This window comes from Kothea flammea (genome assembly GCF_052161645.1).
GTDB lineage: Bacteria > Planctomycetota > Planctomycetia > Pirellulales > Pirellulaceae > Laterigemmans.
In genome coordinates this window covers 2,543,414-2,559,305 of the sequence record NZ_CP197414.1, presented here as the reverse complement: position 1 = coordinate 2,559,305, position 15,892 = coordinate 2,543,414, and the positions used below count along the sequence as shown (strand labels likewise).

General features: G+C 56.4%; 18 protein-coding genes. 7 read left to right on the top strand and 11 right to left on the bottom strand.

Annotated elements, in window-relative coordinates; all coding sequences use genetic code 11:
• The first annotated feature begins 89 nt into the window (after window positions 1-89).
• The 3 genes from SH139x_RS09360 (at window position 90) to SH139x_RS09350 (ending at window position 2,343) form a co-directional block, all read left to right on the top strand.
• Window positions 90-1,244 carry a hypothetical protein gene (locus SH139x_RS09360; protein WP_488355002.1) on the top strand — a complete coding sequence of 385 codons (1,155 nt, stop codon included), beginning with the start codon at window positions 90-92 and terminating at the stop codon, window positions 1,242-1,244.
• Window positions 1,245-1,378: 134 nt separating this feature from the next.
• Window positions 1,379-1,654: a hypothetical protein gene (locus SH139x_RS09355; protein ID WP_488355001.1), complete on the top strand. Its 276-nt coding sequence runs from the start codon at window positions 1,379-1,381 to the stop codon at window positions 1,652-1,654.
• A gap of 17 nt (window positions 1,655-1,671) precedes the next feature.
• Complete coding sequence (locus SH139x_RS09350; RefSeq protein WP_488355000.1) at window positions 1,672-2,343, top strand: GNAT family N-acetyltransferase; 672 nt, start codon at window positions 1,672-1,674, stop codon at window positions 2,341-2,343.
• Here SH139x_RS09350 and SH139x_RS09345 read toward each other — a convergent pair.
• The 4 genes from SH139x_RS09345 to SH139x_RS09330 all read right to left on the bottom strand — a co-directional run bounded on the left by SH139x_RS09345 (window position 2,335) and on the right by SH139x_RS09330 (window position 7,770).
• Entirely contained in the window at window positions 2,335-3,783 is a 1,449-nt protein-coding gene (locus SH139x_RS09345) for a PP2C family protein-serine/threonine phosphatase (protein ID WP_488354999.1), read from the bottom strand. The genes SH139x_RS09350 and SH139x_RS09345 overlap by 9 nt on opposite strands.
• A gap of 606 nt (window positions 3,784-4,389) precedes the next feature.
• Entirely contained in the window at window positions 4,390-4,770 is a 381-nt protein-coding gene (locus SH139x_RS09340) for a hypothetical protein (protein ID WP_488354998.1), read from the bottom strand.
• Between the two features lie 150 nt (window positions 4,771-4,920).
• Window positions 4,921-5,199, bottom strand: a complete 279-nt coding sequence (locus SH139x_RS09335; protein WP_488354997.1) for a metal-sensitive transcriptional regulator — start codon at window positions 5,197-5,199, stop codon at window positions 4,921-4,923.
• Window positions 5,200-5,319: 120 nt separating this feature from the next.
• Window positions 5,320-7,770 carry a heavy metal translocating P-type ATPase gene (locus tag SH139x_RS09330; RefSeq protein ID WP_488354996.1) on the bottom strand — a complete coding sequence of 817 codons (2,451 nt, stop codon included), beginning with the start codon at window positions 7,768-7,770 and terminating at the stop codon, window positions 5,320-5,322.
• A gap of 118 nt (window positions 7,771-7,888) precedes the next feature.
• Between SH139x_RS09330 and SH139x_RS09325 the strand changes: the two genes are divergently transcribed.
• Window positions 7,889-8,221 carry a four-helix bundle copper-binding protein gene (locus tag SH139x_RS09325; RefSeq protein ID WP_488354995.1) on the top strand — a complete coding sequence of 111 codons (333 nt, stop codon included), beginning with the start codon at window positions 7,889-7,891 and terminating at the stop codon, window positions 8,219-8,221.
• A 147-nt stretch (window positions 8,222-8,368) separates the two neighbouring features.
• On the opposite strand, the gene SH139x_RS09320 is transcribed toward SH139x_RS09325, so the two are convergent.
• The 7 genes from SH139x_RS09320 to SH139x_RS09290 all read right to left on the bottom strand — a co-directional run bounded on the left by SH139x_RS09320 (window position 8,369) and on the right by SH139x_RS09290 (window position 13,598).
• Complete coding sequence (locus SH139x_RS09320) at window positions 8,369-8,761, bottom strand: hypothetical protein (RefSeq protein WP_488354994.1); 393 nt, start codon at window positions 8,759-8,761, stop codon at window positions 8,369-8,371.
• Window positions 8,758-9,564, bottom strand: a complete 807-nt coding sequence (locus SH139x_RS09315; protein WP_488354993.1) for a radical SAM protein — start codon at window positions 9,562-9,564, stop codon at window positions 8,758-8,760. Before SH139x_RS09315 ends, SH139x_RS09320 begins: the two co-directional genes overlap by 4 nt.
• Window positions 9,565-9,602: 38 nt before the next feature.
• Window positions 9,603-10,109: a hypothetical protein gene (locus tag SH139x_RS09310; RefSeq protein ID WP_488354992.1), complete on the bottom strand. Its 507-nt coding sequence runs from the start codon at window positions 10,107-10,109 to the stop codon at window positions 9,603-9,605.
• Window positions 10,110-10,210: 101 nt separating this feature from the next.
• A complete protein-coding gene (locus SH139x_RS09305) occupies window positions 10,211-10,924 on the bottom strand; it encodes a glycosyltransferase family 2 protein (protein ID WP_488354991.1) in 714 nt (237 codons plus the stop codon).
• Window positions 10,917-11,669: a glycosyltransferase family 2 protein gene (locus SH139x_RS09300; RefSeq protein ID WP_488354990.1), complete on the bottom strand. Its 753-nt coding sequence runs from the start codon at window positions 11,667-11,669 to the stop codon at window positions 10,917-10,919. The genes SH139x_RS09305 and SH139x_RS09300 overlap by 8 nt, the downstream gene beginning before the upstream one ends.
• A gap of 8 nt (window positions 11,670-11,677) precedes the next feature.
• Window positions 11,678-13,012, bottom strand: coding sequence for a glycosyltransferase family 25 protein (locus tag SH139x_RS09295; RefSeq protein WP_488354989.1), 1,335 nt, complete (start codon window positions 13,010-13,012; stop codon window positions 11,678-11,680).
• 13 nt (window positions 13,013-13,025) lie between these two features.
• Window positions 13,026-13,598: a hypothetical protein gene (locus SH139x_RS09290; RefSeq protein WP_488354988.1), complete on the bottom strand. Its 573-nt coding sequence runs from the start codon at window positions 13,596-13,598 to the stop codon at window positions 13,026-13,028.
• A gap of 468 nt (window positions 13,599-14,066) precedes the next feature.
• Here SH139x_RS09290 and SH139x_RS09285 point away from each other — a divergent pair, with 468 nt between their 5' ends.
• From SH139x_RS09285 to SH139x_RS09275, 3 genes are all read left to right on the top strand, one after another.
• Window positions 14,067-14,225, top strand: coding sequence for a hypothetical protein (locus SH139x_RS09285; RefSeq protein WP_488354987.1), 159 nt, complete (start codon window positions 14,067-14,069; stop codon window positions 14,223-14,225).
• Between the two features lie 24 nt (window positions 14,226-14,249).
• The gene (locus SH139x_RS09280) at window positions 14,250-15,113 is read left to right on the top strand and encodes a hypothetical protein (protein WP_488354986.1); all 864 of its coding nucleotides are present in this window, start codon (window positions 14,250-14,252) and stop codon (window positions 15,111-15,113) included.
• Between the two features lie 81 nt (window positions 15,114-15,194).
• Window positions 15,195-15,704, top strand: a complete 510-nt coding sequence (locus SH139x_RS09275; protein WP_488354985.1) for a hypothetical protein — start codon at window positions 15,195-15,197, stop codon at window positions 15,702-15,704.
• The last annotated feature ends 188 nt before the right edge of the window (window positions 15,705-15,892 follow it).

The following is a 15,892-nucleotide window of genomic DNA, read 5'->3' as shown; positions in this document are numbered from 1 at the left end:
ATTCACGACTCAGGCATCCAAACACTCAACCTCACCAAGATCGACGGACCCAACGGATGGCGTCCTGACTTTACCAACGGAGTTCTCCCATGAAACGAACACTCATCATCACTGCTTTGTCACTCGCGGTGTCCGCATCGACCGTGTTTGGGCAAACGATTCAATCGCAGCACGATCACGCTGGACACAACCACGCGATGCCCGGCATGACGCAGGCTCGCGAAGTAACTCAAGCTGGTCCACATGGCGGCAGCTTGAAACAAACCGGCAACCTGCAAATTGAAACGATTGTTTCCCAAGGCGGACTGCAAATGTTTGTCTACGACCGCGCTGGCCAACCGGTCTCGGTCGACCAGGGGCGCGGCGCTGTCTCTGTACGAGTCGAAGGCAACGCGAAACGTTATCGCTACGACTTATTGCCCGATGGCAAGGGAGCTTTGACGGCTCCAGTCAATCTTTCGCAGCTTGCAGGTCGACAAATCGACGTCGATGTTCAACTGGTCGGAATGAAGGCTTCCGGCGGGAGCACTGTTAGCTTCAACGAAGTCGCCACGGTGCCCGCAAGCGAACAGCAACTCGCTGCAGCAGCAATCGCACGCCAGAAAATCTGCCCCGTCAGCGGCAAGCCGCTCGGTAGCATGGGCGATCCAGTGGCCGTCGATGTGAACGGACAGAAGCTCTACGTTTGCTGTGCAGGCTGCGTGAACGCGGTCAAGTCAAACCCGACCAAGTATGCCGCCGGCCGTCCGCAGATCACGGTGACGACGGCAACCCAAGCCGACGCGGCAGCCATCGCAGCCCAGAAGGTTTGTCCCGTGATGGACGAACCGCTCGGCGGCATGGGCACACCGATCAAGGTGATGGTTGGTGACAAGCCGATCTATCTGTGCTGCAAAGGATGCATCAAGAAAATTGAGGCCGAGCCAGCAAAATATCTAGCGATGGTTTACGGCAACGGTAAGACCAGCACCACGACCGCGTCAGCAGTTCCACCAGGGACCGAGCAGGTTCGTGAAGGCATTTTCAAAGTGGTCGCTGCCGACGCCCCCTTCATTGCCGCACAAAAGAACTGCCCTGTGATGGACGAACCGCTTGATGCGATGGGCGGGCCATACAAAGTCAACGCAGCGGGCAAAGCGATCTACATCTGCTGCCCCGGATGCGCGAAGAAGATCGCAGCAGAACCGCAAAAGTGGTTAGCTGTTCTGAAGTCACAAGGAGTCGACGCTCCAACGATTCGTTAATCAACTCGGGAGCGAGAACTGCTCGCTCTCTTTCTGACACACGCGGGGGCGGTGTCGCGGCTGATTCACGCAAGTGATGACGTCACCACGCCGTCCCTGCCTTTTTGTTTTCAACTCACGACAAGGACGTCGTCATGAAATCGCTAGGAAAGTTCTGCGCTACCGCTGCGCTCATCTGCAACCTCTCACTGTCAGTCGGATGCCAATCAATGCCTTGGGGCAGCAAGCACAAAGACGAAACAACCCAGGCCGCCCATCAATACGCCGACCAAGTCGCCGCCGACATCCAGTACGACACAACCGTTGACCTCGACACCGACTATCAATCGCCCGTCGAACGATCGTATTCCGCCGCTGCCGTCTCAGCTTCACCCCGTCGCTCAGTCGGCGGCGAAAGCTGTTGCCACTAACGCGGAGCGCTTGGCCCATGAAAATTTCATCAAATCGCTCGATACGCTGGCTGGCGTATCGAGTCGTGCGGCGTTTCGCGATCGCGAACATTTGTTATTTTTACCAAACGCCCATCGACAAGATGCCGCGAACACCGACGCCCGATGGGTACACGATGCGTTCGTGTTCATCCAAGCAGATACGCGATCACGCATCCGAGCTGGATGACGCGATCCCGGAGCGAGATTTACAAATGCTGGATGCCGGCAAATCGAAATGTTTCGCTGCCTTTCACGGCGAATCTTTGGCGGGTTTCGCATGGGCTGCGTTTGAAAACATCCCGGCCGAGATGAACCACGACGGCAAGCCCGAAACCGGATTACCAATTCAGCTGGCGAGTGAATCCGCGTTCATCTTCCAAGTCCTAGTGCTTCCCCAGCACCGAGGCCGTCGGCTGTACGCAACTATCCTGAGCCAAATGGCCGACGAATTGCAAAGCAACCGCATCCGACACTTGGTGCTGACGACCGAAGCATCTAACTGCAACGCGCTGCGAGCGGTCGAGCGAATGCGATTCCAAAAAGTCGGCCAAGCATCCCTGTTCCGCATCGGACCGCTCAGTCGAGCGACCTACCCAGTGCTTCCGAACATGATTGGATTCTCGGTTGGGCGGTACGTTGGCGACAATCGCTCGCCCGACTCAACCTAGCTGGGCGACTAACAATGTCGTGTCGTCAAACGCCTTTCGACCTCGACGGAAGGCTTCCAGTGACGACTCGAACGCTGCCACCAATTCCTCAGCATTCCGCGTCTTGGTTGTATTCATGATTGCTTCAATTCGTTCGGTGCCGAATTGTTCTTCGCTTGGGTCAAACGCCTCGGTCACGCCGTCGCTGACGATGACCAAGCGAGCGGTGTCGGGGAGCAATATCGTTTCTTCGTCGTAGTGTGTGTCTTCCTCAACACCCAAGATTAAATCGCCAACGCTCAACCGCGTCGGCGTTGCGTCTCCGATTTGCAAGAAGGGGAGTTCGTGGCCAGCGTTGGCGTAGGTCAATTGTCTGTGTCGCGGATCGACAACCAACAGAGTCATGGTCGCGAAGTGGCCCATCATGACGTATTCACAATACCGCTCGTTGACGTCGGTCAAGATCGCAGCGGGACTCGTCGACTTCTTCGCAGCCTCTGACACGAATGCCTTCAACAACGTCGCCGCCATCGTGGCCGGCACACCGTGCCCTGATACATCGGCGACGCAAAGTAAATAGCGTCCATCGGACAATGGAATCACGTCGTAGTAGTCGCCGCCAACATCGTCGGCCGGCTCGAACAACTCGGCGACGTCGATTCCAACTAAGCCATTCACCGTCGGTCGTAAGTTCTGTTGGATCTGGCGAGCCTTCTCCATGTGAACGCGATGGTCGCGTTGAGCGTGGTCCAGTGCCTCAGTCATCGAATTGATCTGATCAGCGAGATAACTCAGTTCCCGACAGCTTCGCGTCCGTGCGATCACGCTTAGGTCTCCGGCGGCAACACTCCGTAATGCCGAAACGAAACCCTGGATCGGTTTGGCGATCAATTGCCGCAGCACCGCGCTGACCACGAAAGCCGCAATCGCTCCGAGCAACAACACCGCTAGCATCTGGGTCAACAACGAGCGACGTGTCGTGCCCACGACTGCTGAACGTTTTTCGGAAATGTAAACAGTGCCCGCTGGTCCGGCGAAGGCCCCGACAACGAGCGCACCATTGGCGTTTGATTCGGCGTCTGCTGAATCAGCAGCCGACCGCATTGCCAGGAGCATTTCGTTGGAGGCATGCCCGTGTGAGACGGCTTGGTACGGTAGCCCTCGCCAATCCGCAGCAATATGGTGACCGGGTGAATCGTCGGTATTCATTCGAGCGCAGACGTTGTCAACCAGATTTTGAATCGCCTCGCCGCCGTGAGGTTCAGCGACCAACAGTGACTCGTACATCGTTTTCGCTTCTTCGGTCAACGCGATCTGCTTCTCGTTCAAATGCCGATCCATCCTCACGCGGTAGTCAACGAAAAGAAACAGAACGACAAAACCAAAGAGAATTGCATTGACGAGGACAAGCAATTGCCGGCTGATCGGCAACTGATGCCATCGGTGTTTGAATGTGTCCATGATGGCACCTTAAACAGAAAAGCCAGGCGAGTTTTCAGGCTCGCCCGGCCAATGTGGGATCGAACGGTTTCAGAAGCGATTAGCCGAGTTCAGCAGGTTCGACTTCCGTAGCACTTGCCGATCCATTTTCGCAACAGGCCGCCCCAACGCTGCAGCAGTACGCCCGCTTTGCACAGCAGGTCGGTTGCCCGACCGTGCTGACGACTTCGCTGGTTACAGCTTTTGTCTCAGTGTGCTTGCCGCAGCATCGTGCGTTTACCGAGCAGCAATAAGCATGCTTGGCACAGCATGTGGGTTGAGAAGTTGCGTTCGCCACTTCGTCAGTGGTCGCTTTCGTTTCAGATTGCGTGCCGCAGCACGCCGCTTGGACAGTGCAGCAGTATGCGTGCTTCGCACAACACGTCGGCCCAGCCGAGGCGGCAGTGTTAACATTGCCAGCGGGGACGAAGGAAACGGCGAACAGAACAGCAGAGAATACAGTTGCTAACATTTTGGAAACTCCAAGATTGATGGCGCAGCCGACATCGACATGCACCGATTGGGAAACAGAAACATCTTCGTTTTTTGAATTGGGTCTGACTTCGCAGGTCGAAGCAGAGCCAACCGCTAAATCTGAAGACGAACGTGTTGTTCAATCAGGGAGTTGGAGCGGACAAGAGAAACCACTCGGCCGAGGGCAACCGATTCAGGCTTCCAAACGATCCGCGAGAAGTCGATGCGATCCAAACCACGTGGTATCGGTTCATCGCCAGACGTTCGCGGCGGCAACCAGACGGTCGTCTCACACGAAGCCATTGCGGGGCATTCGTGCGACGATTCGCCGTCACAGCAACTGTGCCCGACCGGCTGCGATTGGCAGCAAGCATGAGGGCAAGGCTTCGCGTCGTGCGATCCTGCCCGAGCTGCCGGCGAGGACGCCAACAGCACCGCGATTACTGCAAAAGCAGCAAACAGTCGAGCGGCTGAGTTGGTGTGGCGGCGGTTCATGACGGACAGTTCCAAGAGATTTCAAAGGATTCTCAGTAAGGAATCTTTTCTTTGATGCTCTTTGGATGCGTGACACCGTCACTTCTTCACGGCGAGAACAGAAAATTCAATCAAAGCTTCTATGAACGTCTCGGCTGACCGGCGCAGGTCTCAGTCGGAGTACTTACGGAAGATTTTAATCAGTTCAGCGATCTTTTCATCCCGATCAGCCGCGTCACCGCTTTCGATCGCATCGCTCACACATGACTTGATGTGCTCTTCCAAAACGATCTGCCCGACCTTATCCAAAGCACCAGTCGCGGCCGACAATTGCATCAAAATGTCGACACAGTATTCCTCTTCCTCGATCATACGACCAACCGCCTCGACCTGTCCGATGACACGCCGGAGTCGATTGTTGAGCTTTTTTTTCTCGTCGTCTGAGAGCATTCGTGTGAACTTTTTGCCGAGATAACATGGCCGGGCCTGATTCTAGCCTGATCTGCTACCTGGGGTTAGATGGGTTTGGTCAACATCCGCGAACCGGCGGACTGCTTGAGGAATGTGTTTTCAGGTGAGCTTCGTTGCTCTCAGTCGCAACGCATTCGCGATCACCGACACGCTGCTCAAGCTCATCGCCGCCGCCGCGATCATCGGGCTAAGCAGGATGCCGAACACCGGATAGAGCAGTCCCGCAGCAACCGGAATCCCCAATGCGTTGTAGATGAACGCGAAGAACAAATTTTGACGGATGTTGCTCATCGTCTTGCGACTCAAATTGCCGGCCGCCGCCACGCCGCGTAAATCGCCGCCGACCAACGTTATTCCTGCCGACTCGATCGCCACACCCGTTCCGGTTCCCATCGCGATGCCAACGTTCGATTCGGCTAATGCCGGAGCGTCATTGATTCCATCACCGCACATCGCAACCGTCTTACCCTCGCTCTTCAACTTGCGAACGAAGTCGTGCTTGTCCTCGGGCGACACACCAGCGTGGAATTCGTCGATGCCCAGCTTGCCGGCAACCGCACGCGCCGTCGGTTCTGCATCGCCCGTCAGCATGATGACTTTCAAACCAAGTTCGTGCAGCGTCCTCAAAGCCGCCGGCGTGCTCTCCTTGATCGGGTCAGTGATCGCCATGATCGCCGCGAGTTGATTGTCAATCGAAACGAATACAACCGTCGCACCTTCGGACTGATGCGATCCGGCTTGCGATCGACCTGCATCGACATTCGCGACGCCTTGTTCATCCAATAGATCCGCTTTGCCAATCAGCACGTCGTGATCGTCCACGCGAGCACGCACGCCACCGCCGGTAATGCTGTCGAAGTCCTTCGCTTCGACCGTTTGCAATCCATCGGCTCTCGCACGACGCACCACCGCTTGAGCCAACGGGTGCTCGCTTTGTTCTTCCACCGCCGCGGCCAACGTCAACACATCGCTCTCGTTCCAGTCACCGAACGTCTTAACCGCCGTTACCTCCGGCCGCCCCTGCGTTAGCGTTCCCGTCTTGTCAACGACGATCGTGTCGACATTTTCCATCACCTCTAACACTTCTGCATTCTTGATCAACACTCCTTCCTTCGCACCTCGCCCCACACCGACCATCACCGACATCGGCGTGGCGAGCCCCAACGCGCAAGGGCAAGCGATGATCAAAACTGCGACCGCCGCGACAAAGGCATGAGCCAACTGCGGTTCTGGCCCCCAAACTGCCCAGCCAATGAACGCCGCGATCGAACATGCAATCACGGCTGGTACAAAATACCGAGCAACCACGTCGACCAACTTTTGAATCGGAGCACGACTTCGCTGAGCGTCCGCGACCATCTGCACGATCCGGTTCAGAACCGTGTCGCCGCCGACACCGACCGCTTCCATTACCAACGCACCGGTTTGATTCAGCGTCCCGCCGGTGACCTCGTCGCCTTCGACCTTCTGCACCGGAATCGGCTCGCCCGTCAACATCGACTCATCAACGCTGCTCGAACCGCTGACCACGCGGCCGTCCACCGGCACCTTCTCACCAGGACGCACCCGCAAACGATCGCCCTTGCGAACCGCGTCGAGCGACACTTCTTCTTCGCCATCTTCGCTGATCCGCGTCGCCGTCTCGGGTGCCAATTGCATCAACTCGCGAATCGCGCCGCCGGTTTGTTGGCGTGCCCGCAATTCCAAGACTTGCCCAAGCAACACCAACGTGATGATCACGGCCGCAGCCTCGAAGTACAGCGGCGGAACACCGTTTTCAAAGAACGCTTCGGGGATCGCACCTGGAACCAGCACCACCACGAGGCTGAATAGATACGCGGCCAAAGTGCCCACCGCGATCAACGAGAACATGTTCAGGTTCAGACTGCGAAACGACTTGGCACCACGCACCAACAACGGCCATCCGCACCAAAACACGACCGGCGTCGCGAGAGCCAACTGCAGCCAACCAAACACGCTGTTGTTCATCCAATCGGCGACACGTAAGCCCACCATCGGCCCCATCGCAATCACTAGCAACGGAACCGACAACGCAACACCGACCCAAAACCGTCGCTTCATATCGGCGTATTGCTCGTCGTCGCCATGGTCCGCCATGTCAACGAACTTCGGCTCCAAATCCATCCCGCAAATCGGGCAGTCGCCGGGGCCGACCTGCTCGATTTCCGGATGCATCGGACACGTGTAGATCGCCGTCGGGTCTGCGGGCGTATCGTTCGCACTGGACGATGATTGACCACCGCAACACGATGACGCCGGCGGTTGTTCACCAATTTGATGCACCGCCGCATCGCCTCCACAGCAAGAAGAGGTCTCAGCGGCGTCCTTCTGAGCACGCTTTGCCAGCACTCCCGCCGGGTCGTTCTTGAACTTTGTCAGACAACCATCGCTGCAAAAAACGTACTTCTTGCCGTCATGCATGGCCGATCGAGGACTGTTGCCCGGAACCTTCATTCCGCAAACTGGGTCGATTTGCTTCGGCCCATCAGAAACGGGCAAAGATGTCGTGTGATGTTCGGAATGAGCCATGATCTCTCCAAGCTGTCAGATTGTCATTCGTCAGGATACCCCATGGTGGTATGCAACTTGCATTCCGTTCTGGCAGGTCACGGTGACCCAATCCATCCACGAAACGGAGAATCAAGCTATGGCAACCGCCACCGCGTCGAAACAAAACTGCATCCAAAACTGCCAAGAGTGCCAAACCGTGCTCAGCGACATGCTGACGGCCACGTGCTTGTCCGAAGGCGGCGTTCACGTCGAACAAAAACACGTCAAACTGATGCTCGATTGCATCGCAGCCTGCAACGCGTGCGTCGGTTTCATGAGCCGCAACAGCGACTACCACGCGCACTACTGCACAGCCTGCGCAGAAATCTGCCAGGCCTGTGCCGATAGTTGCGAAAAGGTTGGAAGCATGGACAAGTGCGTCGAGTGCTGCCGCAAGTGCCAAGAAAGCTGCTCGTCGATGGCCGCGTAGACTCGCGAGTTCAATCCTAAATCGAAAAAACGCCGACGCCCCAATTTGGGACGCCGGCGTTTTATTTTTTGCTAGTTGTTGTTGGTCGCTAATCTTCGTCGTCTTCGTAACTCGACGGCCAGTCGTCGAAGATGTCGGGTAGCTGGGTCAGTCATCGCCCGCACCACCGGGATGCACGACGGGATAGGGTGGCATACCTGGGTAGTAGTGTCCCGGATGCCCATCGGGCAAGTTGTCGGGATACGAGTGATCCGGCGGCACGTGATACGGATGATCCGGTGGGAGTCGCGGCCAGATGATCGTTGGTAGCGGTGGTGGCGATTCAATCACGACCGGTTCTTCGGGTAGCGGCGGCCAGTCGTAGTCGTCGGGCCACCACGGCGGTCGCGGGCCGATATCATTACTGGAGCTGTCGTCGCTTGAACCGTCGTCATCGGTGGAACTGCCTTCGGGAAGGTATGGCGGCTCGCTGCCGGGCGGGTCGAAAGGCGGAACGAACGGGTACGGTGGCATGTCGGGCTCGAAGGAACCATCAGTCATAGCAATACACTTCGTTGCAGGGGATTTGGATGGACGAACTTGGTGCGGTGCGATGGGCAGAGCCCGCACTGCGGGATAGCTTTGGTTTCGATGAACGTGCGAAGCTCATCGTCAGTGGCTTCGGCAACGATCGCCTTGTAGTCGCGGAACAGTTGCCATCGCGGGAGATCGTGTAGGTTTAGCTTCGCTTCAAGTTGAGCGAAGTACGCGAGTGCGGGGCACTTCCACAACATGCCGCGATGGAGTTGCGTGCAAGTTCGCTGCATGCAGGTCCTAAATGCGGCTTTTGGCCTGGAGTCGAATGGGACCGGCTTACCGTTCTCGACGTTGTATTGCCGCATCCAACCACGATGCGATTGGCGGATCTTGATTTGGATGCCTGGGTGATCCTCTCGCCATCGCCAGATGAGATGCTTGACTTCGCGGAATCGCTTGACGTAATCGTTGTGCGTGCCGTGCTGGCTGACTTCGAGTCGGCAGTTGGTGTCGAGTAGCACCGCTGGTAGATCTGGAAAGCGATGCAGAAATAAACCATTCGTGACCAGCATGAGGTCGCTATCGGGCCAGTGTTGCCGTGCGAGTCGGATGTGCCGGAGGATTTGCGGGTTTAGGAGTGGCTCGCCGCCGAGTAATGCGAAACGGCGTGGTTTGAGCCGATGCGACCAATTCGCGAAATCCGCCCCGGCATCCTCGACTGTCGGCATTTTGCCCGCTACATGAAAGTTGCTGTAGTGGCTGCATTGTTGGCACGAGAGGTTGCAGCCGTGGGCGAGGTGATATTCCAACGCGGGCAGTTCGATCATCGCTGGATCATCCGTAAAGCTAGAATTGTTTGACGAACTCATTGGTGAATCGGCGATCCGTGAAGAAGGCGGTCGGGGGTATGCCAAGATTTCGATGGAAGTTGAATCCCCGCCGACGAGACTGCTCCATGCGCGAACTGGCTGCAGTAAATGCGTCCATCCGGGCGAGAGTTGGGATCAAAGAATTGCTTCAATCCATAGCGTCGCCCAACGTTTCGCCAGGCGTAATCGCGGATGCCTTGCACTTGCGCAGGCGTGAGTGGTTCGCTGGGGGAAACGTACCGAACGATCCAAGGCTTACCGGCCGCGTAGCGATTGAGCGGTGTGCATTTGGCTCGCGGAAACGTCGATTCGCAAACTTTGCCATCAATCACGATCGCCGTGTGCGTGTAGTGCGTCCCGGTCACGCGAGAAAGGAGGTTGCCGAAACGTCCTTTCAAGCGGGACATCACTAACGTGCCATCGGGGTAGGTTTGGCCGGAACATTCGGCGCAGGCAAAGACCAAGAACATCGACGCAGCGAGGCATCGCATTAGCGCGTACATCTGTGAACTCCATTTCGTGTCAACGGGATTAACCAGAGATTCGTAACTGAATGGGTCGATGATTGGTTGGCTTTATGGATGGTTAGAAATGAGAGGCGGCGTTAGCGCCACATGACTCGTTCGATTCCATGTTTGCGAATGGCAGTTCTCAAGAACTCTGGTCGGCGCCTCCGGTAGCCGGGTGGGTCGATGTGTTCATGCTTGAAAGAATGAGAAACATCGCAGGCGACGTTGACGCCGGCGAGCTTGCATCGCCAGAAGAAGTCCCAGTGCTCTTCGACTTTGAGCGATTCGTCCCAGCGGATTGCCTGCAAGATGTCGCGATAGGCGACGAAGCAGTTGCCGACGTAGTGACACCAGCGAATTGAGCCGCGTCGCTTGTAGTGCCCATGCGGAATCCTCAGCGTCCGACCATCAGACTTCATCAGCTTTGGACGTTCTTGAAGATTCGATAAACCGGCCAAGAGATCCAGGTCATGGTGACGGTTCAATTTGGCCGCCAATTCTTGCAGACGGGTTTGGTTGGTAACCAAGTGATCGTCGTCAGCAAAGACCACGATCGGGGTGTCGCCAGCGTTGAGCAATCGGTTACGACCGGCCGACAAGCCAATGTCGTACTCGGTCTCAATCAGTCGATCGACCATTGCCGCCTCGTCGGGACAACTCGACGAGAATCGCGACTCCGGTTTCCCATCGTCGAGCACGTGGATTGCGGGTCGTTCTTCGCCGTAGTGTTGGTAAATGCTGCGGACGAGCGCGGCACAACACTGCGGGCGATGAATCGTCTTGATGCAAAAGGTGATTTGTTCACGCACGGACGATTTGACCTCCTGGATACCGCATCGAATGGAAACCGTGCTTGCGAAGTCCGATCGCTCGGAACTTTGATCTTCCCCGCAGGTTGCCGTAACCAGTGCCGGCCACGTGTGCATGGACGACTGAACAATCCGTCGCGACCGCGATTTGCAGATTGGCAAGGTGACTCGCCCGGTAGAAGAACTCCCAGTGCTCGTAAGTTTTCAGGGCTTCGTCCCAACGGAGCGTCGCGATCGTTTCCTTGCGAGCCAGAAACGAATTGCTGACCATGTCGCACCAGGCAACGGTGCCGACACGCTTCTTCTCGCCACGGTGCATCCAGACGCGTTTGCCGTTCATCAACGGCGAAAGCATCGTGGGTCGACCTCCTCCGCCTTGTCGGACTGCGAGAATGTCGAGTTCGTGCGTCGCGAAGTACTCGCAAACGCGGTCGATGTGAAAGTCAGCCGTGACAACGTGATCGTCGTCCAACAGGAAGATGTACTCGGTCTGCGCCGCGTCGATCGCTGCGTTGCGTCCAACTCCAACGCCCACATCGTGCTGATCAAGGTTGATGACCGTGCAAAGCTTAGCGGTTTCGGGATATTTCTCACTGAAACGAAGTTCCGGTCGACCGTCGTCGACAACGACGATGGTTGGGTCGGCAATGTGCTCACGAAGCGAGTTGACCAAGCGATGGCAGGACCAAGGTCGGTGAATCGTCTTGATGCAAAACGTAATGTCTGCTGTTGAGATGCTATTCACCGTGATGCTCACCCGAACTTCCGAAGATCTGGATTGACGTGTTGGATCGCTGACTGGACTTCATCCTGCGTCGGCGCGATCCCGAGGAACTCGACCAGATTGCTGATCACCTCCTCGGGATAGGTCACCAACTCGGCGAACTCGATCCGAAACACCGGCACTTCGGGATGGTCTGCGATGAAGTTGTCTCGGTGATCGCGGAGACTGCGTTGCAGAACCTCACAGTCCTCGTCGTTCGCCGCGAACCATTGGCCACGATGTTTCTCGCTGCGATTCTGCAGTGAACGAATCGACGCTTCGATGTCTCGTTCGACGGAGATGATTCGCAGTGAATCGCCCAGTCCGGCGTGAAGGTGATTCACGAAGCGACACAGGTGCGGATACTTCGCTCCAGCGACCGTCTTGTCGCGGTTCGCTTCCGATTTGCGACTGACGATCCACGACTTGAGCATTTGAGTCAGTTGGTCGTCGCTGACATTCGGGTCCGTTGCCGGGAACCGCATCACTTTTTCGCAAAGCTGTGCTAACCCGAGCGCCTCGCCGCCTCCGGTCGCTTCGTAGCCACCAAGTTGGTTCCCCATGTGAACGCCAAGATGGTGCATCACCATCGCGACGCACGACGTGCCGGCGCGGTGCGGGCCGAGGACCGCAAAGAACGGTGCGTCGGAATGATCCGCGTTCTTGGCATCATTGAAGAACCGTGTTTGACTCCATTTGCGTCCGCAGATGTTCGATTTGGTTGGCAGTTGCCCAACGAGCCAGCGATCGGGCGTGTAGACGCCGATGGATTCCTTTTGAATGTTCTTCCCCTGGACCAGAGCTTGGTAGCGACGTTGGATTAAGCGACCGAGGTGATGGTCGATATGGTGCTTGGAGTGCCAATCGTTCCAGGTCAAATGCCGATAGAGTGTCTTCATCGCGTCGCGCCCGCGGACCATGAACGCGTGGGTGCGATTCACGTTGTAGGGTCGATAGACGTGTTCGCTAACCTTTTGCGGCGGGTTCTTTCCGGCGTAGAGGTGTTGGCCGCCGAGATACGCCATGCCCCAATCGGCAGGCAATTCGGCAATAAACTGCTGCAGTCGCTCGCAGAAGTCGTCTCCGAACCCTGCGTCGTCTTCAAAGACAACGTACGAGTCGATGTGTTCGAGCAGACACTTTTCGAGAATTAGTAAGTGAGATCGGTAACACCCCCACGCACCATTGCCTGCTCGCCACTGCGGTGGTGTCGCGACGCGCCGGCCGTCGATCGCGGCGAAACGTTCTGGTTCGGGGAACGGCCAAGGATCGGGAAGTTGCCGCATCCATTCTCGCATTCGATCATCGCGGCGATCGAGGTTCATTAGGAAACAGCGTTCAACGATCAAATTCGTCCTCGGGATCGTCTTGGTCTGGTTCGGGTGCCCCTTCGGGGAACTTCCGCTCGTACTTGCGGATGGCAGTGTTGACGAGACTGCGGGCGACTGTGGCCGTAAACCTTCCATGCGGGAGTCCTCTTGCTTGGGCTTCTTCAAGTAACCAATCGACGATCGTGTCAATGTTTTGGCGGCAACCTTCGGCACCCCAGTCGTTCATCGTGTCGACACGGGTTTCGCAGTTGCATGTTTCGCTGGGCTTTGCAAACCAAGCGATCATCTTTTTGAGTTCGTTGCCGGGGCCGGGCCGGTAGCTGCTCATTTTCAGCGTGGCCGGCATCGGTTCTTCGTCTGGCATGTAGTTGCGAAGCAGTGCTTCCAACTCGGTGATGTCTTGCTTGCGTCGCTTCTTGTTGACCAATGCCATGCCGATCGTGACGACGTTGATCGCGCACGGGTTGTCATTGGTCTGGCACGCGTTACAGGCGGTCGGTGTTGTTTGCACGCGACATCCAGCGAGTTGGCATGCCACTTCGCATTGGTTGTCGGGCGTTAGATGTGGGCAATGCATCATGCTGTCATCCCCGCTACTGCTCCATCGAATGAACCGGACGAACTAGGTGGATCGCCGGGGTCTTCACAATCACTGCTCACCAATTCCCAACCGCACGACCAAATCCATGTGCTGTTGCAAGGCTCACTCGATCCGCTGCTATCTTCGGAGGGTTCCTCGGTTGAATCGCTTTCACTCGGACGGTCGGAGCCGTCGCTGCTATCCGATGCACTCTCGCTCGGACGGTCGGAACCGTCGCTTGGTGGTTCTGAGTCAGATGTCGAGTCGTTGCTTTCGGAAGGTTGATCGCTGTCGCTTCCAGATGAATCACCGACACTCGGGTCGTCGCTTTCACTGGGCCGATCGCTGTCTGAGCCTTCCGATCCCGAGTCGCTAGTCGACCTTGAAGTTGAATCGGAACCAGAGACACTTGATGACGTAGGAACACTGGTCGAGTCATCGCTTCGCGAGTCACTGCCAGAATCCGATGTGCTCGTTGATCGTGAATCGGAGGCCGATCCGCTGCCGCTATCTGATTCGGATGCACTTACGCTGCCTGACCCTGAATCACTGCCGGATGCAGAACCACTTTGGCTCCAGCTGGCGGAGGCACTTTCCGAGTACGATGCCGAAGCACTCGCTGAGTAGCTTTGTGAGTCGGAACTCCGGTCGATGCTTGATTCGCTTTGGGAATCGCTACCTGACTCGCTCGTTGATTGCGACGTTGAATCGGACGCTGACTGCGACTGGGATTCCGATGCGGACTCACTTGATACGGAATCGCTTTCGCTGCTCGTCGACGAATTCCAACTGTACGAAGGCACGCTCTCCGAGCCTGATTCGCTACGTGACTCACTTTCTGATGTGCTTGATGCAGACTGGCTGGATTCAGACGTCGATGATTCGCTGGTTGATGATGCACTTTCGGATGTGGACGATTGCGAACTGCTGATGGACGGCGTGCTGGCTGATTCGCTTGATAGTGAGGTAGATGAATCGCTCGACGAACCGGAATCGCTTGATTGCGAGTTGCTCGACGACGAATCACTCGCCGATGAACTGGACCCAGACACGCTTGGAAGACTGATCGACGTACTGGAATCACTTGATTCGCTTGTCGATGAGTCGCTGGACTGGGAATCGGACGAACTATCTGACGAATCACTTGATGCGGACGACGACCCATCGGAGCTGGATGAACCACTGATGCTCGTAAGACTGGTCGATGTGCTCGAGTCACTTGAATCGCTGTTGGATGAATCGCTCGATTGTGAGTTTGACGAACTATCTGACGAACCACTCGAAGCGGACGATGACCCATCGGAGCTGGATGAAACACTGATGCTGGGCAGACTAGTCGAATCGCTCGAGTCACTTGAATCGCTGTTGGATGAATCGCTTGATTGGGAACTCGACGAACTGTCGGACGAATCACTCGATGAGGACGAGAAACCGTCGGAACTGGATGAACTGCTCACGCTCGGCAGACTCGTCGATGTGCTCGAATCGCTGCTGTCCGAGGAATCGCTCGATTGACTACTGCTGCCGCTACTGGATGAAGACGCTGAGCTGTCGCTTGAATCGCTGCTGCTGGATGCGGACGAACTGAGTGAAGAATTGCTGCTGTCGGATGATGAAGAGTTCGAGGATGAACCGCTACTCGAAGATGACTTTGATGAAGACGAGGAACTGCCGGAACTGCTGCTCGATGACGAACCACTACTCGATGAGGACGATGGGCTGCCGGACGACGAGGAAGACGATCCGCTGCTTGACGAACTAGAACCAGAGGAACTGCTGCTGGTTGACGACGGGGAACTGCTGGAACTCGACGACATGCTCGATGAGCTTGAACCGCTCATACTCGAACTACTCGACGAGCCACTGCTACTCGACGAACTTCCCGATGACGAGGATGAAGATGATGACGATGGCGACGATGAAGAACTGCTCGATGAAGAATCGCTACTAGAACTGCTGCTGGAACCTGAACTCGACGAACTGCTGGAACTTGATGAGCTGCTCGAACTGCTGCTGCCATCGCAGCAACGACAACCGATCGTCAAGTACGACGACGTGTCCTCATGGAAATGGCAGACGATCTGTTGGCTTGCCAGCAATGCGTAATCGCACACGTTGTAGACCGAGACGGCAGGGCCAATCGGTTTCCATCCACCATCAAACCGAAGTTCACGAGCCGTTCCCCAAGACTTTGCTTTGATACGCTTCGTTGGCTTGCATAGAAGCGTTTGTTTCGGCGGGTCGATCACCCAAGATCGCTGACCGTCGAACTGCACTTCCAAGTATTGTTTCGG

What these genes read in the sequence shown, in the direction of transcription:
- SH139x_RS09360 (WP_488355002.1), top strand. Translation starts at nt 90, where the DNA reads ATGAAACGAACACTCATCATCACTGCTTTGTCACTCGCGGTGTCCGCA.
- SH139x_RS09355 (WP_488355001.1), top strand. Translation starts at nt 1,379, where the DNA reads ATGAAATCGCTAGGAAAGTTCTGCGCTACCGCTGCGCTCATCTGCAAC.
- SH139x_RS09350 (WP_488355000.1), top strand. Translation starts at nt 1,672, where the DNA reads ATGAAAATTTCATCAAATCGCTCGATACGCTGGCTGGCGTATCGAGTC.
- SH139x_RS09345 (WP_488354999.1), bottom strand. Translation starts at nt 3,783, where the DNA reads ATGGACACATTCAAACACCGATGGCATCAGTTGCCGATCAGCCGGCAA.
- SH139x_RS09340 (WP_488354998.1), bottom strand. Translation starts at nt 4,770, where the DNA reads ATGAACCGCCGCCACACCAACTCAGCCGCTCGACTGTTTGCTGCTTTT.
- SH139x_RS09335 (WP_488354997.1), bottom strand. Translation starts at nt 5,199, where the DNA reads ATGCTCTCAGACGACGAGAAAAAAAAGCTCAACAATCGACTCCGGCGT.
- SH139x_RS09330 (WP_488354996.1), bottom strand. Translation starts at nt 7,770, where the DNA reads ATGGCTCATTCCGAACATCACACGACATCTTTGCCCGTTTCTGATGGG.
- SH139x_RS09325 (WP_488354995.1), top strand. Translation starts at nt 7,889, where the DNA reads ATGGCAACCGCCACCGCGTCGAAACAAAACTGCATCCAAAACTGCCAA.
- SH139x_RS09320 (WP_488354994.1), bottom strand. Translation starts at nt 8,761, where the DNA reads ATGACTGATGGTTCCTTCGAGCCCGACATGCCACCGTACCCGTTCGTT.
- SH139x_RS09315 (WP_488354993.1), bottom strand. Translation starts at nt 9,564, where the DNA reads ATGATCGAACTGCCCGCGTTGGAATATCACCTCGCCCACGGCTGCAAC.
- SH139x_RS09310 (WP_488354992.1), bottom strand. Translation starts at nt 10,109, where the DNA reads ATGTACGCGCTAATGCGATGCCTCGCTGCGTCGATGTTCTTGGTCTTT.
- SH139x_RS09295 (WP_488354989.1), bottom strand. Translation starts at nt 13,012, where the DNA reads ATGAACCTCGATCGCCGCGATGATCGAATGCGAGAATGGATGCGGCAA.
- SH139x_RS09290 (WP_488354988.1), bottom strand. Translation starts at nt 13,598, where the DNA reads ATGATGCATTGCCCACATCTAACGCCCGACAACCAATGCGAAGTGGCA.
- SH139x_RS09280 (WP_488354986.1), top strand. Translation starts at nt 14,250, where the DNA reads ATGCTTGATTCGCTTTGGGAATCGCTACCTGACTCGCTCGTTGATTGC.